The organism is Stenotrophomonas sp. YJH_SMC_123, assembly GCF_059368215.1.
This window is the reverse complement of sequence record NZ_JCAFRM010000001.1, coordinates 556,366-580,831: the sequence shown is the minus strand read 5'-3', so window position 1 is coordinate 580,831 and position 24,466 is coordinate 556,366. Positions and strand designations below refer to the sequence as shown.

Sequence of the window (24,466 nt, the reverse complement as noted above, 5' to 3'; positions counted from 1 at the left end):
CGATCAGGCCTTCGCCGCAGCGGCGTTGGCCGGGCGCGCCGACGGGGACGGGTTCATCACCCCCGGGCGGCCGTCGAGCGTATCCAGCAGGGCGCTGGCCTCCTGTTCCATCTCCACCACGTAGCCGTGGATGCGGCCCTTGAAGTAGCGATGGAACATCAGTGCCGGGATGGCCACGATCATGCCGGTGGCGGTGCACACCAGGGCCTTGCCGATGCCACCGGCCAGCTGGTTCACATCACCCACGCCATGGTCGAGGATGCCCAGGAACATCTGGATCATGCCGATCACGGTGCCCAGCAGGCCCAGCAGCGGGCCGGCCGAAGCGATGGTGCCCAGCGCGTTGAGGAACCGCTCCATGCGGTGCACCAGGTGACGGCCGGTATCCTCGATGCGCTCGCGGATCTGGTCGCGCGGGCGGTTGCGGGCTTCCAGCGCGGCCGCCAGCAACGCACCCAACGGCGAGTTGGCACGCAGGGTCTGCAGGTGCGCCGGGTCAAGCTTGCCGCGCGCGGCCCAGTTGCGCACTTCCTGGCCGAGGCCGGGCGGCAGCACCTCCGTTCGCCGCAGGGACCAGAAACGCTCCAGGATGATCGCCAAAGCCAGTACGCCCAACAGCAGCAGCGGCACCATCGGCCAGCCACCGGCCTTGACCAGTTCCCACACGTTTCAACCCTCCGGCCCAACGGCCGCTTGTTCGATCGGCGATAGGATAGCAGCCGACCGCGCCCGCCCAGCGGCATCCCACCACCGGGATGCATGGATGCGCTGTTCACGCAGCTGCAGCCCTTGTGCGCCAAGCCATACGCGGATCGCCCCGGACTCCGCAGTGGACACCACCTCGGCGCCCTGCGCCTGCCAGCGCCGGACCACGTCCTGGCGCGGGTGGCCGAAACGGTTCTGGTGGCCGGCCGAGACCAATGCCAGCCGGGCTGACACCGCCGCCACCCAGGGCGCGCTGGAGCTGCCGCCACTGCCATGGTGCGGCACCAGCACCACATCCGCCTTCAGCGCCGCCGCAGACGCCCGCAACAGCGCCTGTTCGGCCGGACGGCCGATGTCCCCCGGCAACAGGACCACGCCATGGGCACCGGCCACGCGCAGCACGCAGCTGTCTTCGTTTTCGGCCCGCTGGCTGCCGGCATCCGGGTGCAGCACCTGGAAATCGACGCCATCCCAGTGCCAGCGCAGGCCGCGCTGGCAACGGCCGGCCCCGGCGATCGTACTTCCCGGCGGCGCCAGCAATGGCAGCCCCGGCAGCTGAAGACGCAGGCTCGGCAGGTTGCCGGCATGATCGAGATCGTCGTGGCTGAGCAGCACCCGCTCGGGCGGCGCCTGGCCCAGGGCCCGCAGTGACGGAACCAGGACCCGCTCGCTGCCCTCGCCCCCGTTCGGCGGCCCCACGTCATACCAGAGGGCATGCCGCGCAGTACGCAGCAACACCGCCGTGCCCTGGCCGACGTCATGCACCAGCAGCTCCAGCTCTCCCTCGGCCGGGCGCTCACGCGCCGGCCACAGCAGCGGCAGGCACAGCAGCAGGCCAGCCAGCCAGCCCCCGGCCCCCCGTGGCAGCAGCCACCAGAACACCCCCAGCAGCGCCGCCGGCACCGCCCAGGCCGGCGCCTCGGCCAGCCACCACATCGCCTGCGGGTGCGCCGCCAGTGGCTGCAGGGCCTGCCAGCTGATCTCGAACAGCCACGCCGCCGCGCGCCACGCCCAGCACCCAGCACCGTCGTGCAGCGCCTGCAGGGCGGTGCCCAGCAGCGACAGGGGCACCACCAGCAATGTCCACCACGGGATGACCGGCAGGTTCACCAGCGGCCCCAGCCAGGCGGTGCCACCGAACAAGGCGATGCCCAGCGGCAACAGGCCGACGCTGGCCACCCCTTGTGCGGCCAGGAACCCGCGCAGGTTGGCGGCCACCCCGCGCGGACGTCCCTGCGGCAAGCACCACACCAGCCACAGTACGCCGCCGAAGCTGAGCCAGAAGCCCGCTGACAGCACCGACAGGGGCGCCGGCAGCAGCAGCGCCAGCGCCGCCAGCGCAAGCCCCTGCACGAGACCGAGCGGGCGCCGCCCGCTGCGCGCCAGGGCCACCAGCCCGATCATCAGTGCCGTGCGCACGGTCGGCAATTCACCACCGGCCAGCACCGCATAGCCCGCTGCGGACAGGGCCGCGGCGCAGGCTGCCGCCTGTGGACGTGGCCAATGCCGGGCCAGCAGGGGGCACAGCCACCACAGTCCTCGGAACAGCATCGCCCCCAGCCCCGCCACCACCCCGACATGAAATCCGGAAATGGCCACCAGATGGGTCAGCCCAAGCGCCCGCAGCTGATCCCAATCGGTGTCGGACAGGCCACGCGTGTCGCCCAGGGCGAGCGCCTGCACGAAGCGTGCGGCCGGATGGGCCACTTGCATCGCGATCGCGGCGCTGGTGCGCTCACGCCATGCCGGCAGGCCATGTCCGGCCCGCAGCTCACGCGCGCTGGCCGGCGCCCTCACCGTTCCAGTGCCAGCCACGCCACGCAGCAGCGCATGACGCTCACTGTCAAAACCCCCGGGATTGATCCGCGAGCGAGGGGCCCGCACACGCAGCGCCAGCTGCCACTGTGCACCGGCCAGGACCTGCCTGCGCCGCCCCTCGGCAGCGGCGCTGGACCTGCCTTGCCAGCCGTCGTTCCAGGTGACCTGCAGGCGCTTGCCGCGCAGCGATGGCAGTTCGCGGCTCTCGCTGACCTGCAGCAGGAAGCGGGTGTGCGCGGTCCGATGATCCGGCAGATCGATGACCCGGCCACTGACCACTACATCCCGAGCCGGTTGGCCCGGTGGCAGCTGGTCCTGCATTGCCCAGTGCCCGTGCATCGACGTCCATCCGGCACCGAGCAGCATGACCGCCGGCAGGCGCCCCCGCCATCGCAGGCCCCACCCGGCCATGCCAAGCACGATCATCACCGTGCAGACCCACAGCGGCGGCAGCTGCGACAGCTGCACGCAGCCCAACGCCCCCAGTGTCAGCGCCCCAGCGGTGCCACTGCCCAGCAAGGGAGACGGGGAACGCTCGATGGCCATGAGGCCAGCCTGCCGCTGCCGACGGCAGGTTGCCTATCGGGACTTGCCCCGCAAACGCGTCAGCGCCGGGCGCTGCCGCGATGGAAATTGACCCGGAAGCTTGCGCCGCCGCCCGCGGCCTCACCGACACTGACCGAGCCGCCATGGTGCTGCACGATCTCCTTCACCAGGTGGAGGCCAAGGCCACTGCCGCTGCCCGCCGCGCGCAGGCGATGGAAAGGCTCGAAGATCGCCTCGCGGTCGCCTACTGGAATGCCCGCGCCCTGGTCGCTGACTTCCAGCAACCCGCGCGTGTCCAACCGCACACAGATGGTGCCACGGCCACCACCATGCACGATCGCGTTGTGTACCAGATTGGCAATCACCCGCCCCAGCGCCAGGCTGTCACCGTGGATCCACACCGGCGCTTCCGGCGCGTCCACTTCGAATCCATAGCCGGCGCCCACCACCAACGGCGCCAGGTCCGCGGCTGCCTCACGCACCAGCAGGGCCAGGTCCAGCCGCTGCAATGCGCCGACATTGCGGTCAAGCCGCTGCAGATCAAGCAGGTGCTCGGCAACATTGCCCAGCCGCGCCACGTCGGTCAGCAACTGCGATTTCAGCTCGCCCTGCGGCAGCTGCGACAGGCGCGCCTGCACCACCGCGATCGGCACGCGCAGCTCGTGCGCTGCGTCGGCAAGGAACTTGTCGCGCGCGGCGTAGCCCTGCTGCACCTTGTCGATGGCATCGTTGAACGCTTCCACCAGCGGCGCCACTTCCGTGGAGACCAGCCGCGCATCCAGCCGCGCACCGGGCTGGCCGATGTCCAGCTCCTTGGCCTGCTGCGCGGAACGGCGCACACCGCGCATGGCACGGTGGATCACGGTCGGCATCACCAGCAGGGTGACCACGATCAGTGGCAGGAAGAACCACAGGCCGATCAGGCGCAGCACCATCAGCGCACCGTCCAGCAGCCCGCCCTTGGGTGCTCCACCGACCATCACGGTGATGCGGCGCCCATCCTCGTTGCGGATCATCACCCGCGCCACGTCCAGGTAGGGCGGTACCAGCGAACCCAGCTCGGTGGCACCCACGGTCGGCAGCCGCGCGAGCATCGGCGCGTGGATCGCGGGGATGGTGCCGCGCTCGAGCCACATGCCCTTGTCATCCACCGCGGCGAACCAGAGATTTCCCCCGGCGTTGGCATCGAGCTTGTCCCAGCGCGCCTGGTCCAGCACCAGGCGGCCGTCTTCGCTGTGCACCGCCTTGGCCACCGCCTCGGCAACGAACATGTCCATGCCCCAGGAGTCCTTGTCTCCCCAGGTCAGGATCAGCGCGACCACCGCGAACAGTACGGTGAAGGCCTGCGCCAGGAACAGGCGCCAGGCCAGGCCAAGGGTGATCGAACGGATCGGACGGGCCATCTCAGGCCTCCGCCAGCAGGTAGCCGACGCCCCGTATCACGTGGATCTCGACGCCGGCACCGGCCTGCTGCAGTGCCTTGCGCAGCTTGGAGATGTGCGCGTCGAGCGCATTGGACTGGATCTCATCGTCGAAACCATACACCGCAGCCTCCAACGCACTGCGGGTGACCGTGCGCCCCTGCCGCATCGCCAATGCCTGCAGCACCAGTACCTGCCGACGTGGCAGCGCCAGAGGCTGGCCCTCCACCTGCGCCTGCAGCGATTCGAAATCGAACTCGAGCCGCCCCAGCCGCAGGCTCGGTGTCACCATCGCCGAAGGCCTGCGCGATACCGCGCGGATGCGCGCCATCAGTTCCTCAATCGCCACCGGCTTGACCAGATAGTCGTCGGCACCGACGTCCAGGCCTTCGACCTTGTCCGACAGCGTGCCCTTGGCGGTCAGCATGATCACCGCCAGGTTCGGCCGCAGCGCACGCGCCGTCGCGACGAATCCGGCGCCATCGCCATCGGGCAGCTGGCGATCGAGCAGCAGCAGCTGGTGCACCGGTTCGCGCAACGCGAGCGCGGCCTCGGCCAGGCTGCCGACCACGTCGGCGACCACGCCCTGCCGCTCCAGGCCCGATTGCAGGGCGCGGGACAGATCAGGATCGTCTTCGACCAGGAGGATGCGCATCAGGAACTCGTCTGCCGGAAACGCTGCCGATCATAGTGCCTGGCGCCAGGGTTTTGCGCCCATGCGTGCCGATCACGCGGGCGCAATGTTCTGACAATGTTGCCCCCTCACCATGCGCAGCCATCCTCCGCAACGTGGCTGATCGATGCCTTCGCTGTCCCCGACCCTGCTGCGCCCGCTGCTGTTCACCGCTGCCCTCGGCGCGCCGTTGCTCGCCCACGCTGCCGAGCAGAACCCGGGCGTGCAGGCCGGCATCAGCGCTGGCGCGACCTCCGGTGCGTACGCGCACTACGACGTCAAACCGCTGGTGGTACCGGCCATTGCCTGGCAGGGCGAGCGCTTCTTCGCCAGCCCCGGCTCGCTGGGCATGTACCTCTACAAGGGCCAGGGACTGCGCCTGTCGGCGGCGGTCACGCCCTACACGCTGCGCTTCAAGACCGACGACGTGAACGATGCTCAGCTGCGCCGCCTGCACAGCCGGCAGATGTCGGCCATGGCCGGCATCAACGGCGAGTACAGCGCCGACTGGGGCATGGTCGAGGCCAGCGTGATGCGCGAAGTGACCGGCCATGGCGGCGGTTTCGAGTCGCGCCTGCATTACAGCTACCCGATCCAGGCGGGTCGCTTCACCTGGGTGCCGCGGGCGGGCGTGGTGCACTCCAGTGCACGGCTGCTCGACTACTACTACGGCATCAGCGATGAAGAAGCCCTGCGCTCGGGCCTTGCCGCCTACCGCCCCGGCAGCACCACGTCGCCGAGCCTGCAGATCGCGGTCAGCACGCCACTGGGCACGAAATGGCGCGCCACCGGCGTGGTGGCCAACCAGTGGTTCGGTGATGCAGTGAAGGACAGCCCGATGGCACGACGTGGCACGCAGACGTCGGCCTTCGTTTCCCTGATGCGCTCGTTCTGAGCAAGCGCCCCCTACGGACAAGGACCCCCATGGCCTCCGTCTCCTCCGCCACCGAAGCCCACGCGATCCTGCGCGCGCCCGACCTGGACAGCGCCGAGCGCGTCTATCTGGGACTGATGCCCGACCTTGAACATGTGAATGCACTGGCACGCCGTGCAGTGGGCCTGTCACGCGTTGCCGACGCGGCACGCGGCTATGCGTTGTCGATGACCCTGGTTGGACTGCGCCTGCAGGAACTGGAGATGGGCGAGCCGACGGCCAGGGAACACCGCCAGGCAACCCTGCGCAGCCTGCGCCAGGCCTTCAGCGCCTGACGGCACACGCACGGACACTGCCGCCGCACCCTTGCCGCGGCACCGTATTCACTGCATCAGCAGCCAAGCCGACGCGGTAGCGTCGCTCAGCGCAGCGTGGTCCACGCCAGCAGCGCGCACAGGATCGCCACCCAGATCACTGCCTTGAACGTGCCTTCCAGCATGTTGCCGCCGAACAGGCGTTCCAGGAACGGATTGGGCCTGGACACCGGGACGTGATCGCTCATGCGGCAGCTCGTTGAAGTGACGGCGCGGTTGCGCGGTAGCGCCGAGTCTACGCCTGCGCGTCCCGGATTCATCGCCGCCTGCCTGCCTTTGGCGGCGCAATCCCCGCCTTCGTCGCAGGCCGGCTGCGGTGCCCGGCCGGCCATGCCAGCCTGCACGCACTTTCCCGCTGGAGCACCGTGCCATGCCGATGCTTGCCCTGGTCCTGCTGTTCTCCAGCCTGTTCGGCGACGGCAGCGGGCCCACCGAGGATGCCCTGCGCAGCCAGATCCTGCGCACCGAAGGACCGCAGGACACGCATGAAGCGCTGCCCCTGCAGCTCTATCACCTGCGCCAGGACCGCGTGCTGCGCCTGGGCAGCCAGCAACTGGCAGGCGACCATGGCGGCAGCCCGCATGCTGCGCTGGCCCGGGCAGGTGTAGCGCAGCTGTGGGAACGCGTCGATGGCCACTGGCGGATCCAGCGTTCGATCACCATCACCCACTGATTTCACGCCACTGAACCTGCAGGAATGTGGCTTCGCGGGAACGCCGGGGTCCTGCCCCCTGGAACGAAAAAAGCCGGCCCCAGGGCCGGCTTTCATCGTTTCCACCGCTTCACCGGCAACGCCGGGAACAGGTGGTGGGCGGTACAGGGTTCGAACCTGTGACCCCTACCATGTCAAGGTAGTGCTCTACCGCTGAGCTAACCGCCCATCTTGTTCTTGCCGCCCGAAGGCTGGCCTTGTTACGTAAAAACCCGGCGCCAGGGCCGGGCTTTGCAGTTCACGAGAGCCCTTTTGCGAGGACTTCGTGGTGGGCGGTACAGGGTTCGAACCTGTGACCCCTACCATGTCAAGGTAGTGCTCTACCGCTGAGCTAACCGCCCGTTTTGCTTCTGCATTTCCGCGATTGCGTCGGTGCAGGCCGCGTATATTACGGATGCCGGCAGGGAAGCGCAACACTTTTGTGAAGATGATGCTGCACTGCCGCGTTCAGCCCAGGCTGGCTTCCTTCAGCTGGCGGATCTGGTCACGCACGCGCGCGGCATCCTCGAATTCCAGATCCTTGGCGTGCTGGTACATCTGCTGTTCCAGCGCCTTGAGACGGACAGCCAGCTGCGCCGGCGACAGCGAACGATAGTCGGTCGCCTCTTCGGCCACGCCCGCCCGGCCCTTGCCCTTGCCCTTCTTGGCTTCCTTCTCCGCGGCATCCGAACGCGCGCCCTCGAGGACGTCGACGATCGGGCGCGCCACCGAGCGCGGCACGATGCCATGTTCTTCGTTGTACTCGACCTGCTTGGCGCGGCGGCGGTCGGTTTCATCGATCGCCGCCTGCATCGAACGGGTGATCCGGTCGGCATACAGGATCGCCTTGCCGCGCACGTTGCGGGCGGCGCGGCCGATGGTCTGGATCAGCGAGCCGGTGGAGCGCAGGAAACCCTCCTTGTCGGCATCGAGGATCGCCACCAGCGATACCTCGGGCATGTCCAGGCCTTCGCGCAGCAGGTTGATGCCGACCAGAACGTCGAACTTGCCCAGGCGCAGGTCGCGGATGATCTCCACACGCTCGACAGTGTCCACGTCCGAGTGCAGGTAACGCACGCGGATGCCATGCTCGGTGAGGTATTCAGTGAGGTTTTCAGCCATGCGCTTGGTCAGCGTGGTGACCAGCACGCGGTCGCCCGCCTTGATGCGCGCGTTGGCCTCGCTCATCAGGTCGTCGACCTGGGTACCCACCGGCCGGATCTCCACCACCGGGTCGATCAGGCCGGTCGGGCGCACCACCAGTTCGGTGATCTCGTCTCCGGCCTCGCGGTATTCATACGGACCCGGCGTGGCCGACACGTAGATGCTGCGCGGGCAACGCTCCTCCCATTCCTCGAAACGCAGCGGACGATTGTCCAGCGCGGACGGCAGGCGGAAGCCGAACTCGACCAGGGTTTCCTTGCGCGAGCGATCGCCCTTGAACATGGCGCCGATCTGCGGAATGGTCACATGCGATTCGTCGATGACCAGCAGCGCATCGGCCGGCAGGTAGTCGAACAGGGTCGGCGGCGGCTCGCCGGCGGCCTTGCCGGTCAGGTGCCGGGAGTAGTTCTCGATGCCGTTGCAGTAACCGACCTCGGCCATCATCTCCAGGTCGAACTGGGTGCGCTGCGCCAAACGCTGCGCCTCCACCAGCTTGTTCTGCGCGTACAGCTGCTCCAGCCGCTCCTTCAGCTCCACCTTGATCGTCTCGATCGCCGCCAGCACGCGTTCGCGCGTGGTCGCATAGTGGGTCTTCGGATACACGGTGAAGCGCTGCATGTTGCGCAGCGTCTCGCCGGTCAGCGGATCGAACAGGGTGATCTTCTCGACCTCGCCATCGAACAGCTCGAGGCGCAGCGCTTCACTGTCCGACTCGGCCGGGAACACGTCGATCACTTCGCCGCGCACGCGGAAGGTGCCGCGCTGCAGTTCGTACTCATTGCGCGTGTACTGCAGCTGGGTCAGGTGGTTGATCAGGTCGCGCTGGTCGATGCGCTCGCCCTTGGACAGGATCAGGCGCAGCGACAGGTAGTCTTCCGGCGCGCCCAGGCCATAGATCGCCGACACCGTCGCCACCACGATCGCGTCCGGGCGCGACAGCAGGGTCTTGGTCGCGGCCAGCCGCATCTGCTCGATATGTTCATTGATCGAACTGTCCTTCTCGATGAAGGTGTCCGACGACGGCACGTAGGCTTCCGGCTGGTAGTAGTCGTAATAGCTGACGAAATACTCCACCGCGTTGTGCGGGAAGAACGCCTTGAATTCGCCATACAGCTGCGCCGCCAGCGTCTTGTTCGGCGCCATGATCAGCGTCGGCTTCTGAATGTTCTGGATGACGTTGGCGATGGTGTAGGTCTTGCCCGAGCCGGTCACGCCCAGCAGGGTCTGCTTGGCGATGCCGGCCTCGAAGTTGCTGGTCAGCTTCGCGATGGCATCGGGCTGGTCGCCCGCCGGCGAATACGGCGAGACAAGTTCAAAACTGTCGCTCATGGTGTTGCCAGTTCCCGGGAAGGATGAGTATACGGGGCGAGGGGTGACGGCTGGCTGAGGAGTGGCCGGGCAGCCCGCCACGGGGATTCCCGATGGCGGCCGCGCAGCCGGGCGCGGAGGCTGGATGCATGCACCCGACCCATGCCCCCTGCCCCCTCGGCCCCCGCTCTGCGCGGGGCGTGCACCTGACCGAACTGCTGGTGGTCATCGCCGTGCTGGCGGTGCTGCTGGCGGCGTCCTGGCCGGCGCTGCAGCCTTTGCTGCTGCGGCAACGCGCCGATGCACTACAACTGACCCTGCACGCCAGCCTGGCCGGCGCGCGCAGCGAGGCATTGCGCAGACGCGAGCTGATCGGCCTCTGCGCCAGTATCGACGGCCTGCACTGCAGCGACGACTGGAGCGCCGGCTGGATCATCTACCGCAGTGGCGACCAGCGCGGGGAGCCAACGTCGCCGGAGGCGATCCTGAACCATCACACCGGGCGCTCGGACATATCGATCCTTGCCCAGGCCAGCAGCGGGCGGCCCCAGCTGTTCTTCCAGGCAGACGGACGCAGCCCGGGGGCCAACCTGACCCTGCGCATCTGCGCGGGCAACCGGCTGCACGGTGCGTTGATCGTCAACAATGGCGGCCGCGTGCGAAGTGAACGCGTGGACCGCGATACGCCCTGCTGACTGCCTGCGCAGAAAAGCAAAAGCCGCGATTTCTCGCGGCTTTTGCAGTGTCTGGCGCCCGAAGTTGGACTCGAACCAACGACCCCCTGATTAACAGTCAAGTGCTCTAACCGGCTGAGCTATTCGGGCGGGGAGGCGCATTGTACTGGTCGATTACAGGAAGATCAACACCTGTTTCACCAGCAACTGGCAACGCCACCGTCGGCCGTCTTGCGGTTGGCCTGGTCCACGCTCATCGTGCCGCAGCTGTCCTTGGCCTGCGTGCCCTGCGGGGTGGCGGTGATGGTGAAGCTGGTGCCATCCCCCTTGTAGTCCAGGTTGTAGCGCACGGTACCGCCATCACGGGGCGACACCTTGGTCGGCAGCGCGTAGCCGGTGTAGGAGTTGTTGCTGGTGTGGTAGCGCTCGGCGCGCTGTGCGTACTCAGCCAGGTCCGCCTTCACCACGGCACGATGCGATCGGCGCACGTATTCCTGATAGGACGGAATGGCGATCGCCGCCAGGATGCCGATGACGATCACCACGATCATCAATTCGATCAGCGTAAAGCCAGCCGCGCGGCGAGGCATGTGAGTGTGCAGCATGAGCGTGGATCCTCGCACTGGGGTTACTGGAGCTGGCGCCAGGACTGGCGACCGCAAGGGTAAGGCAGATACAGCGACTGGCTGCCCGCCGCGCCGACGGCCATCCAGCAGGAGCTGCCTCCGGGCGGCGCCTTGTTGTCCGTCGGACGCGGCAGCACCGACAGCGAAACGTCACGGACCGGCGCAGTTCCTCCGGTCTTCAACGCGATGGCGGCGGTCGCTGCCCCGGGCCGGCTGCCGGTCGGCGAGCCATAGCGCACGTTCTCCAACATCGGCAAGCCGCTGATCGACGACAGCCCGAACAGCCAGTTCGAACCGCTGGTCGAACAGCCTACCGACTGCATGTTGGGCACGTAGGTCGGCATGAAGACGATGCCACTGACCAGGATCGGGTTGCCCACCGCACGCTCGCCATTGCCGGCAGGCAGCTGGATCATCCAGCCCCGGGCATTTGCCGGGGCCGTCCCCGCCGTGATCTTGCGTTCATCAACGCCTGCAGTGGCGGCCGCGGCCGTGTACGGAACCAGGTTGGCAGCGGTCACCGTCGAGGTCACCGTCTTCCCCGACAGATCGTTCACGGCGTACAGCGCCTGCTGCGCCTTGTCATCCTTGTCGCTGGTGAAGGAGAAGCTGCCGGTGCCGAAATAGAGCATCACGCCGCCCGAAGGACCGGTGGCAGCAGTCATGCCACCGGTGATCGGCTGGCGGTAGGTCTTGGTGGAGGAGTCCTGGGCAACCTGGCTGGTGAACATCGGCACGGTCAGCGTGGTGTTCGCACTGCTGGTCAGGTCGAACTTCCACACGGCGCCACGCTGATCGGCGGCATAGACGGTGTCGGCCAGTCCATCACGGCCGCGCGCATCCTGGTTGGTACCGGTCCAGCGATCGACAACCACAACATTGCCCAGTCCGTTGCTCCCGGAGATGCCGGCACCTGACGTACCCTCGACGGCTTCGATCATCCGGATGTCGCCACTGGCCATGTCGACCACGAACAGCACCGCCTTGCCATTGGCGCTGCCGTACCCATTGCCGAAGATCGCCTTCCAGGCGACGCCGGTGCCGCTCTTCACCGGCACGATCACCGGCTTGCCCAGCACGAATCCGATGTTGTTGCGCACCTCGTCCCTCAGCGACGCGTTGATGTCGCTGATTTCCCACAGCACGTTGCCGGTGCCGAAGCTGCCCGGCGTGGTGACGTCCAGCGCGAACACCGAACGGCCACCTGCACCCGTGGTGCCTACCAGGCTGGTCTGCCACGCGGTGCCGTTGTAGGTATCGGCCACGGCAATCGGGCCGTCGACGTAATAGCGGTGGCGGAAGGTCTGGTCGGCCGTATCGGACTTGTAGGGGAACAGCAGGTTGGCCATGTGCCCCAGCGCGGTGGCCGGGATGTAGGCAAAGCTCTCCGTGCCGCCGGTGCCGTCCTGCTTGGCATCGGCCTTCATGCCGCCATCGAAGGCGTGCAGCATGCCGTCATTGGCACCAACATAGACCATGTACCGCTGGGACTTGGCCTTGGTCGCCAGGTAGTCGGTGTAGCTCTTGGCGTAGGTGCCGCCGAGCTGGCGGTACCCGTAGTCGTCCAGCGGCGAGCTGACCACCGGCGCCGAATTGACGATGTCACCCAGCGGCGTGGTCCGGTCACGGTACTTGCCGCCGTTGCGGACCTCGGTGGAGCTGTCGGCACTGAGATAGTTGATGGCACTGGCCAGATCGGCCTTGATCGTCGTCAGCTTGTCGGTGGAGCAGACCAGCATCGACGCGTACTTGCCGTCGGGTTTGCTGCACAGATCCTGCAGGCTGATACGGGCACTGTTGAAGTCCACCGGCGAACCCAGCTTGTTGGCCACGATCCGGCGGCCGGACGACGTCAGGCGGCTGGAGGCTTCCCACACCTCGGTGAGCTCCGCGACCTGGTCGGCGTTGACCTTGACGCTGGCCGCAGTCAGCTTGCTCGACCAGTCGGTGCCGCTGTTGGTGATGTCATAGCGTGGGGTGACCGCCAGTGAGCCGGTGCCGATGCGCGCACCACTGATACCGATCGTGCCTGAAGGCGACGCACCACCACTGATCGAGGACAGCACCCGACGCATGGCCTCGGTGACGTCCGCCGGCGTCTGCGCGTTGATGAATTCGCCACGGCTGTTGACGGCCGCATGCCACAGCTCATCGATGACGGTACCGTCATCGACGTCCAGCGGATTGCCATTGCCGGCCCAGTTCGGCGCCGTCTTGTACGGATCGGCGGTTGCGGCCTGGTTGACGCCGTAGATCTTGCCCTGCGCGCCCAGGGTCACGCCGTAGAAGTTCATGTGCAGGTCGGTCTGGCAGTCCAGGCGCTTCCAGTCCGGGCTGCTCTTGTCCAGGGAGCTGCACTTGTCACTGACCGGCACCTGCCCCGCCGGGAAGCTGGTCCCGGTGCGCAGGGGGGTCCGGGCGCCTGCATAAGCCGCCGCGGCGATGTCGGCGATGGTATTGCTGTAGCCGTCGGAGAACGGAATGGACGGCAGGTGGGTCGAGTTCACCGAGTCGGCGTCACCGAAGGACGCGCTCGGTGCATTGCCGGAGTTGGTGTAGCCATCGGTGAACAGCATGCCGCCATTACGCTGGCAGGCCAGCTGCACGGGGGCATCGGCGTCGGTACGACGGAACTGGTCGACCAGATACTCCACCGCGCGACGGTTGGGCGTGCCGCCGTTGGCCGTCAGCGCATAAATCTGCTTGTAGAGGTCAGCTCGGTTGGTGACCATGTCATACATGGTCGCGTTGCTGAGCTTGTTGATGGTGAAGTAGCCCACCCGCATCGTATCCACGCTCACCAGGGCGGCGGTCGACGAACCGACGATGGCCAGCACGCGGTTGCGGTGATACTGGAACCAGTTGGCGAAATTCTGGATCGCGGCGTTGTAGGCGGCCGGACTCGAGTAATTGCCCGGCTTGATCTGGTAGCGACGCAGGTTGCAGCCCGGACCACAGGCACCGGTAATCACCGGGCGACTGGCGTCGTCGGTCTTGTATCCGTCCGGTGCAGGCGCTGCAGCCGGCAGGTAGAAGGTCGCCGGAAAATAACTGATGGAGTATGTGGTATTGCCGGTGTTGCTGATCGCGGCGGTCTTCCATCCACCATCCCACCAGCTGTCGACATAGTATTCATTGCCGGTACCGGAAAGGTCGGGAATCCGCATACCGTTGACGAACTGGAACTTTTCCGACGTGTCGGCCCGATTGACGGTCATGTTGTACACGGCGTTGTAGCCGCGCTGGCCGGACCGGGGATCGGCGCGGGTCTGGGTGATGGAGGCATCTGCCCACAGCGTGCCATCGGCATTGGTCCACGGCCGATAGGTCACTGCCGGGTTGAAGTAACTGGCGTTGTAGACATGCGAACGCGCGAAGCCGTAGATATCCAGCGGCGGAATGGCGCGGCCTGGCGAGTATTCCTTGTTGAACTCCGCGTGCGGATACAGGTAGAGGTAACAGTCCACCGAGTTGCTGGCGCACGCCGAGCCCACGCTGAAGAAGCTTCCATCGTTGTTGAAGAAGCTGTTGGTGTTGCTGTTCCAGCGCATGCGGCCGTCACCACCGGGGAACATGCGTTCGAAGTTCATCGAACCCGAATCGTCCACCGCCATGATGAACGCCGGTGTCGCGCGCGTCTGCACGTTCATCGGCTCCTGTGCCAGCACGCCCTGCGCCTGTGCGGCAAACAAGGTATGCGCCAGATAGCCGCCAGCGGCCAAGACGGCAAGGCCAACGCCTGCCAGGATCCTGCGGTTGCGAGTGTTCATGGGCTCCCCACCCTCACAGCTTGAATACGGTATCGATCGCCGCACGCGACGTCGCATCACTGGTGGTATCACCGGCATAGGTCGTGATCTGGTAGACCGGCGTCGGCTTCTCCACCGACTTGCCCATGTCCAGCGCACCCTCCCCCTGGATGCAGCCCTGGATCTCACGGACATAGATGGCCGGCTTGCTGCCCAGCTTGGTTTTCGCGACCCAGGCCGAGGGGTCGAAGCCGTCATCGCACTGCTGGTTGATGTCGGAGGAGGCCACGGCCGGATTGGCGCCGGCATCCTTGCGGTTGGCGATGTTCTCCACGGCGTTCTCGGCGCTGCGTGCCGCGCCTTCCGCGTTCTGGAGCGCCATGTTGGTCGCCCGGTAGCCGGCCGCCATGCGTTCCTGCATGCCGGCCACCTGCATGCCGATCACGCCCAGCAGGGCCAGCAGCACCAGCATGATCAGCGCGACATAGAGAACGGCACCCTGCTGTCGTGCCTGGGCAACGAAGGGACGGCGTCGGGAGGAAGGATGAGTGCGCATGGTCGTCAGTTCCCGAACAAGCGGTTGCGCAGCGCAACGGACGCTTCATAGGCGCCACGATGGCGCTGGTCGTAAGGATCGGCCGGGGCAAAGCCCACCCCGAGGATGGCCGGATACGTGGCCGCACTGCCCGGCGCTTCGGCCGACGCACGCTGCGGACTGCGCGCCAGCAGGCCGACCTGCACCATGCCGACGCGGCGCCACTGCCCTGCGGCGGTGGCATCGGTACCGGTACTGACCGCACTGGCCACGCGCTGGTCGACGATGCGACCGGTCGGCGGCGTGGGCAGGGCGATATCCGGGGTGGCATCCAGTCCGTACAGGAACTGCATGTTCTCGATGCCTTCCACCAGCTCCTCGCCATCGGCGTAGCCGCCGGCGCCATTCGCGCGTGCCCGGTAAAGCGCCGGCTCGCCATTGGGATTGGTCGCGATGTAGTACGCCATGCCATCGGCGCGATACAGCATGGTCATCGCGTTGTTGATCGAATAGTTGCTCAGGTCGACCTTGTCCACCTTCAAGGTCGAACCGCTGATGGTGGCGGGGAAGACGTCGGCACGGGTGCAGTCGGCTATGCCGAAGACCGTCGGCGTACCTGCGGCGTTGGCCTTCAGTCGGGCCATGCCATCACTGGAGACGGTCAGCGTGGTCGCACCCGCGGCCACGGAGATGCCGGTCACCACGGCCCCTTCCGGACTCATCAGGCGCAGCACAAGGATGTCGCTGCCAGGCAACGGCGCCGGCTTGAGGTTGGTGATGCTCTTCGGTACCGACTGCGCCGCGCTCCACGCACGGCCCAGCGTCAGCGTGGCGCCCGGCGCCGTACCTGCTGCCTCATACCCCTGCACCGGAACCGAGAAATCCTGCGGGTCGCCACTGCCCGAGCTGATGCCCAGGTGATAGCCGATATCGCCGGTGTTCTTGACCACGTGGGCCTGGTCGTTGACGCAGCCGAAGTGGCCGGCCATGCGCAGGTCACGCTGCAGGAAATCCAGCGCGAAGCGCGCGTTCTCCTGGGTACGGGCCGCGCCTTCGGACAGCCGCGACGCCGCACGCGAGGCGATGAAGATCTGGGTGACGCCCAGCATCAGGACCAGGCCGATGACCATGGCGATCATCAGTTCGATCAGCGACAGGCCTCGGGCTCGCGAAATTGGACTCATGGGCGCGTTCACAGGAAGGTCGTCAGGCCGAAGGTGGTAAGGCTGTCGGGATCCTTCGGATCCCAGCGCTGGTCACCCCAGCTGATGGCCACGGTGACCTGGCCGGTGCTCTGCACGAAGGTCACCTGCGCGCTGGCCTTCTCGCCCAGCGTGCGCGCGACCTCGCACTGCCAGCGCGCCACGTTCGTCTTCGGCGTCACGGCAGCGCCGGTCGGCCAGGCGCAGACGCCGCTGGGCTTCACCGAGCCGGCCGAGAACGAGGCCGAGGAGTAGGCGCCACCGGCCAGGGTATCGGTGCGCTGGGCGCGCATCAGTTCGATCAGGTCGTTGGCCAGGTTGGTCGCCTGGGTGCGGTAGTTTGCGCTCTGCACGAAGCGGACGTTGGTGGTCTGCAGCAAGGCAAAGCCCAGCAGCCCGAACGCCAGGATCAGCACCGCCACCATCACTTCGATCAGGCTGAAGCCACCCTGCGACGAGCGCGGGCGGGCCAGGTTGCGGCGGCTCATGAGCAGGCTCCCTTGGTCACCCGGACCTGGCCGGATTGGTTGATCGTCAACGTGCTTTTCGATTCACCGGCCTTGCACGCATCCGGCGACAGCACCAGGGTCTGATCAGCGACCGCCCTGCGCCGGCCGCGCCCGTCGAAGGCGATGACCGCGCCCGGTGGGCCGACTACGCTCAGCTGCGGATTGCCCTGAGAAAAGCGCAGCGCGACGTCATTGCTGTCCATCTGGCCGTCGCCATCCAGGTCCGACCAGGCCAGTACACCCTTGGACCAGTCGCCATCACAGGCCTTGCCATCGGCGCTGCCACAGACACCGCCACCGTTGCTGTTGCGGATGCCTTCGCTGCGGGCCAGGTTGGCCAGCGCGATCAGTTCATTGTTGGCGGTCGCCAGCCGGTTCGAGCGGATCATCCCGCGGAAGCTCGGATAGGCGATCGACGCCAGGATCACGAAGACGGCCAGCGTGACCATCAGTTCAACCAGCGTGAAACCGTTTTGCCGGCGCAAAGACATTGGACGCTCCCCAGCGTGTTGGTGGCCACGATGGGCCATCGTCCCGCTACCGGCAAGCGGCGGCAGGATGAACGGTCAATCCGGGGCGACGGGCGTCAAAGGCTTGACGACCCGCCCTCCCCTGCCCGTGCCGGCGCGATTCCCATCGCGCCGGCCCGGGTTCAGGCCAGCACCTGGTAGCAGGGCTGGTATTCGCCGGAGATCTTCATCCGGCGCTGCTCGACGAAGGCGCGCAGCAGCGCATCCAGCGCCTGCATCATGTCCGGGTCCCCGTGGATCTGGAACGGCCCGAACTGCTCGATGCGGCGCATGCCGTCCTCCTTCACGTTGCCGGCGACGATGCCCGAGAACGCCCGGCGCAGATCGGCCGCCAGCGCGTGCGGCGCACGCCCGTGGTGCAGGTCCAGCGCGGCCATCGCCTCGTGGGTCGGCACGAACGGCTGCTGGTACTCCCACGGGATCTCGATCGACCAGTTGAAGAAGAACGAGTCCTTCTGCGCCAGGCGGTGCTCGCGCACGCGCTTGATGCCGTTGGCCATCTTCTTGGCCACCGCGACCGGGTCACCGATGATGATCTCATAGCGCTCGGCAGCCTCATCACCCAGGGTCAGGCGGATGAAGCGGTCGATCTGCTCGAAGTACGGCGCCGCCACGGTCGGGCCTGTAAGGATCAGCGGGAACGGCAGGTCCCTGTTCTCCTCGCGCAGCAGGATGCCGAGCAGGTACAGGATCTCTTCGGCAGTGCCGACGCCACCGGCGAACACGATGATGCCGTGGCCGATGCGGACGAAGGCCTCAAGGCGCTTCTCGATGTCCGGCATGATCACCAGGTGGTTGACGATCGGGTTCGGCGACTCGGCCGCGATGATGCCCGGCTCGGTGAGGCCGATGTAGCGCGTGACGGTGCGGCGCTGCTTGGCATGGGCAATGGTCGCACCCTTCATCGGGCCCTTCATCGCGCCCGGACCGCAGCCGGTGCAGATGTCCAGGCCGCGCAGGCCCAGCTCGTAACCCACCTGCTTGGTGTACAGGTACTCGTCGCGCGAGATCGAATGGCCGCCCCAGCACACCACCAGGTTCGGATCGCCCGGGTTGAGGATGCGCGCATTGCGCAGCAGGCCGAACACCGCGTTGGTGATGCCCTCGGACGACTCCAGCTCGGCCGCGTAGGCCGGGCCCATCTCGATGGCCATGTAGGCCAGGTCGCGCACGACGGCGAACAGCAGTTCGGCGACACCGCGGATGATCTCGCCGTCGACGAAGGCCATCGCCGGTGCGTTGACCAGGTCGATGCGCACGCCGCGATCCTGCTGCGCCACCTGGATGTCGAAATCAGGGTAGAGGTCGCGCGCCGCGCGCGGATCGTCCGAAGCGCTGCCGCTGGTCAGCACAGCCAGCGCGCAGCGGCGCAGCAGCTCATGCATGCCGCCGGCGGAGGCATCGCGCAGGCGTGCGACCTCGGCGCGCGACAGCACATCCAGCCCACCGCGCGGGTAGATCCGCGCATCCTGCACCGGCAGTGCACGGGCTGATTTTTCGTTCGTGGTCATATCCAATTTTTCGCTTCCTTCAAGGTTTCCGACTGTACTGCCGCCCCCTTAAAAAGCAAAACGGCCGGGAAGCCCGACCGTTGGATGTGTGCTGCCCGCGTTCGCCTGTCCGGGACCGCATCGGCGGCATTGGCACCGCGCACATTTCCAGATGCTACGCCGTTGCCCAGCACCCCGCAAGGACTTTCGCCTGAACGGGAAACGGCCGGGTTTCCCCGGCCGTTTCCGTTTACAGCAGCGCTACGTCAGTGCATCAGAACTGGTAGCGGAAGCCCAGCTGCATCGACCACTGCGAGACACCGACGTCGAAGCCGTCAGCATCGGAGTTGGCGACGCTCGGCAGGTCCGCGCCACGGTAGTTGTAGACGTACTTGCCGTTGTACAGGCCCTGCAGGCTGGCAACACGAGCGTTGGCGTAGAAGCCGTAGTCGTAGATGTTGCCCCACTTCTTGTTGAGCATGTTGCCGACGTTCTGGATGTCCAGCCAGATCTCCGACTTGTGGCCCTTCATGAAGCCCGGCAGCTGCTGGCTGATACGGATGTCGAAGGTGTTGATCCAGCCGGTACGGAACTGGTTGGCCGGAGCCACCTGGCCTTCGTACTTGGCCAGCTGCGGGTTGGCCGCCAGCCAGTCGAAGAACGACTTCTCCATCGCCGCATCGGCGGTGAACTTGCCGTTGTTGGACAGGGTACCGAACAGGACCTCGCCGCGACGCGGCACGTAGAACAGGTCGTTGCCCGAACGGCCGTCGCCGTTGGCGTCGTTCACATAGATGTAGCTGTACGGGCGGCCGCTGCGGCCTTCGTACACCAGACCCACCTTGGTCTCGTAGTCGCCGAAGAACTTGTGCTTCCAGTTCAGCGAGCCCGACAGGCGGTCTCGGATCTGGTAGCGCGAGGTGTTCAGCATTTCCTCGTTGGCATTGAAGGCATACTGGTAGCCCCAGCCCGAGCTGGCGGTGGAGCTGGTCAGGCTACCCACTTCCTTGGCATCGGTGTAGGTGTAGCCCAGGTTCCAGGACCAGTCGCTGCTCGCGCTCCACGGCTTGCTCAGCGAGACGGTGAACTGCGAGGTGCGGCCCTGATCGGTGTTGTCGATCAGGTAGACGTTGTTGAAGCCCTGTGCGGCGTAACCATTACGCGCATCGTTGGTGCCCCACGCCCTGCCGTCAGCCGAAGGCACGTAGTAGTTCACGCGACCATCGGCACCGACCTGACGGCCCTTGCCCAGGTTCAGGTGCTGGTAGTACAGGCCATCCTTGACCTTGGTGACCAGCAGCTCGGCCGAGGCGACCATGCCGTACCAAGGCAGCTCGTGATCGAAGGCCAGGTTGGCCTTGTACAGCGACGGCAGCTTGAAGTCGCGGCCGACGAAGTTGACGTTCTGCAGCGCGCTGCCCGGAGTGGTCGGGACCGGCTGGTTGTCCTTGTCCGGATTGAACTTCTGGCCGTTGTAGCGGCTGATGTTGTACGAGTCGTAGTTGAAGCCGGTGGTGGAGTAGCTGTTGCTGATCCACACCTGCGGTGCATCACCCTGGAACAGGCCGATGCCGCCGCGCAGCTGTGTCGGGCGCTCGGTGTCGAAGGTGTAGTTGAAGCCAAAGCGCGGCTGGATCAGGAACTTGCTCGGGAACACCGCACTATTGTCATAACCGAAGACAGTCTGCGCCTTCTGGTTGTACGCCGGCGCCGGGCTCACCTTCGGTCGGTCGCCACGCAGACCCATGGTCAGGGTCAGGTTGCTGTTGACGTACCAGGTGTCCTGCACGAACAGGGCCAGGTTGCTGTACTTGTAGTCAGCCGCGATCGAGTTCGCGCTCTTTTCCTTGTTCAGCTGGTAGGTCTGCCACTGCCCCTTGGCGAAATTGTCCAGGCCATAGAAGGTGTAAGCACCCCACGAGCCAGCGCCATAGTAGTTGTAGACATCGTTGGTGTCGTACGAACCACCGAACTTCAGGTCGTGGTCACCCAAGGTCAGCGTACCGGCGGCGTAGTAGTTCCACGCCTTGGTTTCCAGCACGTTGTTCTGCGAGTTGGTCTCGGTACCCAGGAACAGCGAGTCGCCTTCCGGCGTGGTCACATCGCCACCGCGCGGGAAGTAGATGCGGATGCTCGGGGCATTGGTCGGCACCTCGCGGACGGCCGAGTACTCGCGGTACGAAGCCTTCAACTCGGTCGAGAAGGTGTCGGTCCAGTCGCTGAAGACCTGGGCGACGTAGCTCTCGTTGGTCTTGACGTGCTGGTACCAGTAAGAGCTCAGCGAAGCCTGCGAGGTCGAGCCCATGCCGTTAATGCGCAGCTTGCTCTGCTCGAGCTTGCTGTAACGGATGTTGGCGCGGTGGTTCTCGTTGATGTTCCAGTCGAGCTTCAGCGCGTACTCTTCCAGATCCGTGTTGCCGTTGCTTTCGATACCGCCGGCATCGAAGCCATAACCCTTGGCGATTTCCTGGGCACGGGTCACGTCAGCCATGCTGTAGTCGGCATTGGCCTTGCCCAGCGCGGTGCTGGACAGGTCGGCGCCCGGCGCGGACTGCTTGAACTTCTCGTAGTTGGCGAAGAAGAACAGCTTGTCCTTGACGATCGGGCCGCCCAGGGTCATGCCGTAGGTCTTTTCGTCGTTGAAGCCGTTGAACTTCTTGCCTTCCGGGTTCTTGCCGAACCAGTCACCGTCACGGTAGGTGCCGTACACCGAACCGTGGAATTCATTGGTACCGGACTTGGTCACCGCATTGACGGTGGCACCGGCAGCGCCAGCGATGCTGACGTCGTAGTTGGACAGGTTGATGTCCAGCGCTTCGATGGCCTCCATCGCGACCGGCTGGCGGCGGGTCGGCATGTTGTTGCCTTCCAGGCCGAAGGTGTCGCTGGCCGAGACGCCGTCGATGTTGATCGAGTTGTAGCGCGGGTTCTGGCCACCGGCCGAGATCGAGCCCGAGGCGCGGTCGATGAAGGTCACGCGCGGATCCAGGCGCATCAGATCCTGGATGTTGCCGCCGATGGACGGCGCAATCTCGATCTGCTCCTGGCTGATGTTGGTGCCCGAGCCCATCTTGGTGGCGCTGAACACTTCCGAGCCGCCGCCGACGGCGGTGACCTGCACGGTGTCCAGGTTGGTGGCCTTGGCCACGTCACCGGTCAGGATGGCATTGATGGTGCCGGTCTGGTTCACGCCCAGGTAGACACCATCTTCGGTTTTGGTGCCTTCACCCGGCTTGGTGATGGTGATGGTATAGGGACCACCCACGCGCAGGCCGCGCGCGTTGTAGCGACCCGCCGCGTCGGTGGTAGCGCGCGAAACCGTGCCCGACTCGGTGTGGGTGATGGTGACTTCAGCACCGGCGACGGGCTGGCCGCCGCTGGTCACGACCTGGCCGCCGACACCGGCAGTGGTGGTCTGGGCGAAGGCGGGAGCGGCAGCAAGTGCAGCCACGAGACCAAGGGTAAGCTTGGACATCCGGAGTGGGTGGGTCATTTTTCGGTAGCCTCGATGCGAGTTGGCGATGGCGGAAAAAAAAGCGCATCCAAACAGCCCTGCGGGTGGCTGGTCGGAGAGTTATCTGGGGTTCCCTACCGCTTGGCTGAAGGCAGCCATAACGGTTAACACTAGATTAACACGCTACGCCATCAATGTGACGGTTGTGCGACAAACGGCACCGGTTCGCAACGCAATCGTGACGGGCTCTTCACTCCGCCTTTCCCCGGGGCTCACTCGCGGGGAACCGCCTCGCTGGCATCGAGAATCGTCCCCCGCCAGGCATGGCCGGCCCGGGACAACAGGGTGACGGCCGCAGCGGCGGCCGCTTCGGGCCCTTGCGCGGCCGGGTCCTGGTCGACGGAATAGGCGCGGGCACGCAGGGCCGTGCGCAGGGGCCCCGGGTACAGGCCGCTGACCCGGACCGGGCTGCGGCCCAGCTCATCGTGCAGGCTGCCGATCAGGCCACGCAGGCCGTGCTGGGCCACGCCATACCCGCCCCAGTAGGCCTGCCCCACCCGTTCGGGGGCATCGACCGCGAAGACCAGGGCAGCATCCTCGCGCTGCCGCAGCAGCGGCAGGCAGGCCTGGGCCAGCCAGGCCGGGGCGGTCAGGGTGACATGGACCGCGCGGGCGAAACTGGCCGGGTCGGCCAGCTCGAACGGGGTCAGGCCGGGGAAATGCGCGGCGCAGACCAGCAGGCCATCCAGCCGCCCCAGCTCACGCTGCAGGGCCTGGGCCAGTTCGGCATAGTCATCGGGGCCGGCACCCTCCAGGTCCATCGGGTACAGCAGGGGTTCCGCGCCGACCGCCTGGACCTGGGCATAGACCCGGTCCAGCCGGCGCGGCTTGCGCCCCAGCAGGACCACCGTAGCCCCGGCCGCCGCAGCGGCAATCGCCGCCGCACTGCCCAGCCCGCCGCCGGCACCGGCAACCAGCACCACGCGGTCCTGCAACGGGCGGCCATCGAGCGCCCCGTCAGTCGGTGACGTTGACGGCCAGGCACTCATCCCTGGGTCGCCTCTTCGACGATGCGCTTGAGTTCGCCGGATTCAAACAGTTCCATGACGATGTCGCAGCCGCCGATCAACTCGCCGTTGATGAACAGCTGCGGGAAGGTCGGCAGGTTGGAGAAGCGCGGCAGGTTGGCGCGGATCTCCGGTTCTTCGAGCACGTTGACGGTGCGCAGGGTGACGGCGCCGGCAGCCATCAACGCCTGCACGGCGCGGCTGGAAAAGCCGCACATCGGGTACTGCGGGGTGCCCTTCATGAACAGCACGAGCGGGTAACGATCGACCTCGGCCTGGATTTGCTGCATCACCGCCACAACCACACTCCTTGCTTCGCCGGACAACCCGACCGTGATGGTCGGCTAGACTGCCCACGGTAGCCGCCATTGTAAGCGGATGGAACAGGCTGCCGCCGTCCCCTGGCCACGAACCTGCACATGCCCGTCGAATTGCCCGCCCTGCCCTACCTCTCCGGCTCCCTGCAGCCCCACCTGTCCGCGCAGACCGTGGAACTGCATCACGGCCGCCACCACCGCGCCTATGTCGACGCGGTCAACGCCGGCACCCTCGGCACCGAGTGGGAGGAGGCGTCACTGGAAGAGATCGTGCGCCATGCCCAGGGCACGCTGTTCGATGCGGCCGCCCAGGCCTGGAACCACGGCTTCTACTGGCAGTGCCTGCGCCCGCGCGGCGGCGGCGAACCACAGGGCCGGCTGGGCGAGCTGGTCAAGCGCCAGTTCGGTGACGCGCAGCGCCTGCGCGAGGAATTCAACCGCACTGCACTGGGCCTGTTCGGCTCGGGCTGGGTGTGGCTGGTGCAGCACCCGGGGGGCCAGCTGGGCATCCAGGCCACCCGCAACGCCGGCACGCCCCTGACCGGCGACAGCACCCCGCTGCTGTGCTGCGACGTGTGGGAGCACGCGTACTACACCGACTACCAGAATGACCGCGCGCGTTACCTGGACGCGTTCTGGCAGATGGTCAACTGGGAATTCGCCGAGAGCCAGCTGCGCTGACCCCCTGTAGAGCCGAGCCCATGCTCGGCTGGCCGGACAGCAGCCGAGCATGGGCTCG

At 66.4% G+C, this 24,466-nt stretch carries 21 protein-coding genes and 3 tRNA genes; 5 read left to right on the top strand and 19 right to left on the bottom strand.

Features of this window, described 5'->3' with window-relative positions; genetic code table 11:
- Positions 1-3: 3 nt before the first annotated feature.
- From AC5P5W_RS02670 to AC5P5W_RS02655, 4 genes are read right to left on the bottom strand one after another with little or no spacing between them, the layout of a single operon-like run.
- Positions 4-666: a MotA/TolQ/ExbB proton channel family protein gene (locus AC5P5W_RS02670; RefSeq protein ID WP_014646605.1), complete on the bottom strand. Its 663-nt coding sequence runs from the start codon at positions 664-666 to the stop codon at positions 4-6.
- A 3-nt stretch (positions 667-669) separates the two neighbouring features.
- Positions 670-3,069: a DNA internalization-related competence protein ComEC/Rec2 gene (locus AC5P5W_RS02665; RefSeq protein WP_197574135.1), complete on the bottom strand. Its 2,400-nt coding sequence runs from the start codon at positions 3,067-3,069 to the stop codon at positions 670-672.
- Positions 3,070-3,128: 59 nt separating this feature from the next.
- The gene (locus tag AC5P5W_RS02660) at positions 3,129-4,472 is read right to left on the bottom strand and encodes a sensor histidine kinase (protein WP_014646603.1); all 1,344 of its coding nucleotides are present in this window, start codon (positions 4,470-4,472) and stop codon (positions 3,129-3,131) included.
- Position 4,473: 1 nt separating this feature from the next.
- A complete protein-coding gene (locus tag AC5P5W_RS02655; protein WP_005415973.1) occupies positions 4,474-5,145 on the bottom strand; it encodes a response regulator transcription factor in 672 nt (223 codons plus the stop codon).
- A gap of 145 nt (positions 5,146-5,290) precedes the next feature.
- Here AC5P5W_RS02655 and AC5P5W_RS02650 point away from each other — a divergent pair, with 145 nt between their 5' ends.
- Together AC5P5W_RS02650 and AC5P5W_RS02645 are read left to right on the top strand one after the other, a co-directional pair.
- Positions 5,291-6,058: a MipA/OmpV family protein gene (locus AC5P5W_RS02650; RefSeq protein WP_053494941.1), complete on the top strand. Its 768-nt coding sequence runs from the start codon at positions 5,291-5,293 to the stop codon at positions 6,056-6,058.
- A gap of 29 nt (positions 6,059-6,087) precedes the next feature.
- A complete protein-coding gene (locus AC5P5W_RS02645; protein ID WP_014646601.1) occupies positions 6,088-6,372 on the top strand; it encodes a hypothetical protein in 285 nt (94 codons plus the stop codon).
- Positions 6,373-6,458: 86 nt separating this feature from the next.
- Here AC5P5W_RS02645 and AC5P5W_RS02640 read toward each other — a convergent pair whose 3' ends face one another.
- Positions 6,459-6,599 carry a hypothetical protein gene (locus tag AC5P5W_RS02640; RefSeq protein WP_162838510.1) on the bottom strand — a complete coding sequence of 47 codons (141 nt, stop codon included), beginning with the start codon at positions 6,597-6,599 and terminating at the stop codon, positions 6,459-6,461.
- 182 nt (positions 6,600-6,781) lie between these two features.
- Between AC5P5W_RS02640 and AC5P5W_RS02635 the strand changes: the two genes are divergently transcribed.
- Positions 6,782-7,084 (top strand): hypothetical protein, encoded by a 303-nt coding sequence (locus AC5P5W_RS02635; protein WP_046429817.1) that lies wholly within the window; start codon positions 6,782-6,784, stop codon positions 7,082-7,084.
- A 132-nt stretch (positions 7,085-7,216) separates the two neighbouring features.
- Here AC5P5W_RS02635 and AC5P5W_RS02630 read toward each other — a convergent pair.
- The 3 genes from AC5P5W_RS02630 to uvrB form a co-directional block, all read right to left on the bottom strand.
- A tRNA-Val gene (locus tag AC5P5W_RS02630) sits at positions 7,217-7,291 on the bottom strand.
- 98 nt (positions 7,292-7,389) lie between these two features.
- Positions 7,390-7,464 (bottom strand) — tRNA-Val (locus tag AC5P5W_RS02625).
- A gap of 106 nt (positions 7,465-7,570) precedes the next feature.
- Positions 7,571-9,595 carry an excinuclease ABC subunit UvrB gene (gene uvrB / locus AC5P5W_RS02620; RefSeq protein ID WP_014646599.1) on the bottom strand — a complete coding sequence of 675 codons (2,025 nt, stop codon included), beginning with the start codon at positions 9,593-9,595 and terminating at the stop codon, positions 7,571-7,573.
- Positions 9,596-9,723: 128 nt separating this feature from the next.
- Here uvrB and AC5P5W_RS02615 point away from each other — a divergent pair, with 128 nt between their 5' ends.
- A complete protein-coding gene (locus AC5P5W_RS02615; RefSeq protein ID WP_051007154.1) occupies positions 9,724-10,269 on the top strand; it encodes a GspH/FimT family pseudopilin in 546 nt (181 codons plus the stop codon).
- A gap of 52 nt (positions 10,270-10,321) precedes the next feature.
- Here AC5P5W_RS02615 and AC5P5W_RS02610 read toward each other — a convergent pair.
- The 11 genes from AC5P5W_RS02610 to grxD all read right to left on the bottom strand — a co-directional run bounded on the left by AC5P5W_RS02610 (position 10,322) and on the right by grxD (position 23,709).
- A tRNA-Asn gene (locus AC5P5W_RS02610) sits at positions 10,322-10,398 on the bottom strand.
- 47 nt (positions 10,399-10,445) lie between these two features.
- The gene (locus AC5P5W_RS02605; protein WP_014646597.1) at positions 10,446-10,853 is read right to left on the bottom strand and encodes a type IV pilin protein; all 408 of its coding nucleotides are present in this window, start codon (positions 10,851-10,853) and stop codon (positions 10,446-10,448) included.
- 23 nt (positions 10,854-10,876) lie between these two features.
- Positions 10,877-14,644 carry a pilus assembly protein gene (locus AC5P5W_RS02600; protein ID WP_049407951.1) on the bottom strand — a complete coding sequence of 1,256 codons (3,768 nt, stop codon included), beginning with the start codon at positions 14,642-14,644 and terminating at the stop codon, positions 10,877-10,879.
- 13 nt (positions 14,645-14,657) lie between these two features.
- Entirely contained in the window at positions 14,658-15,179 is a 522-nt protein-coding gene (locus AC5P5W_RS02595) for a pilus assembly PilX family protein (protein WP_046429812.1), read from the bottom strand.
- 5 nt (positions 15,180-15,184) lie between these two features.
- On the bottom strand, positions 15,185-16,342 hold the full coding sequence (locus AC5P5W_RS02590) for a PilW family protein (protein ID WP_046429811.1): 1,158 nt from the start codon (positions 16,340-16,342) through the stop codon (positions 15,185-15,187).
- A gap of 8 nt (positions 16,343-16,350) precedes the next feature.
- Positions 16,351-16,848: a type IV pilus modification protein PilV gene (pilV, locus tag AC5P5W_RS02585; RefSeq protein ID WP_046429810.1), complete on the bottom strand. Its 498-nt coding sequence runs from the start codon at positions 16,846-16,848 to the stop codon at positions 16,351-16,353.
- The gene (locus tag AC5P5W_RS02580; RefSeq protein ID WP_495220876.1) at positions 16,845-17,360 is read right to left on the bottom strand and encodes a GspH/FimT family pseudopilin; all 516 of its coding nucleotides are present in this window, start codon (positions 17,358-17,360) and stop codon (positions 16,845-16,847) included. The genes pilV and AC5P5W_RS02580 overlap by 4 nt, the downstream gene beginning before the upstream one ends.
- A 161-nt stretch (positions 17,361-17,521) precedes the next feature.
- On the bottom strand, positions 17,522-18,910 hold the full coding sequence (ppnN, locus tag AC5P5W_RS02575; RefSeq protein WP_075075696.1) for a nucleotide 5'-monophosphate nucleosidase PpnN: 1,389 nt from the start codon (positions 18,908-18,910) through the stop codon (positions 17,522-17,524).
- Positions 18,911-19,163: 253 nt separating this feature from the next.
- Entirely contained in the window at positions 19,164-22,382 is a 3,219-nt protein-coding gene (locus tag AC5P5W_RS02570; protein WP_230548474.1) for a TonB-dependent receptor, read from the bottom strand.
- A 233-nt stretch (positions 22,383-22,615) separates the two neighbouring features.
- Positions 22,616-23,392 carry an SDR family NAD(P)-dependent oxidoreductase gene (locus AC5P5W_RS02565; protein ID WP_197574137.1) on the bottom strand — a complete coding sequence of 259 codons (777 nt, stop codon included), beginning with the start codon at positions 23,390-23,392 and terminating at the stop codon, positions 22,616-22,618.
- Complete coding sequence (gene grxD / locus AC5P5W_RS02560; RefSeq protein WP_005415957.1) at positions 23,389-23,709, bottom strand: Grx4 family monothiol glutaredoxin; 321 nt, start codon at positions 23,707-23,709, stop codon at positions 23,389-23,391. The genes AC5P5W_RS02565 and grxD overlap by 4 nt, the downstream gene beginning before the upstream one ends.
- A gap of 120 nt (positions 23,710-23,829) precedes the next feature.
- Here grxD and AC5P5W_RS02555 point away from each other — a divergent pair, with 120 nt between their 5' ends.
- The gene (locus AC5P5W_RS02555) at positions 23,830-24,408 is read left to right on the top strand and encodes a superoxide dismutase (protein WP_014646588.1); all 579 of its coding nucleotides are present in this window, start codon (positions 23,830-23,832) and stop codon (positions 24,406-24,408) included.
- The last annotated feature ends 58 nt before the right edge of the window (positions 24,409-24,466 follow it).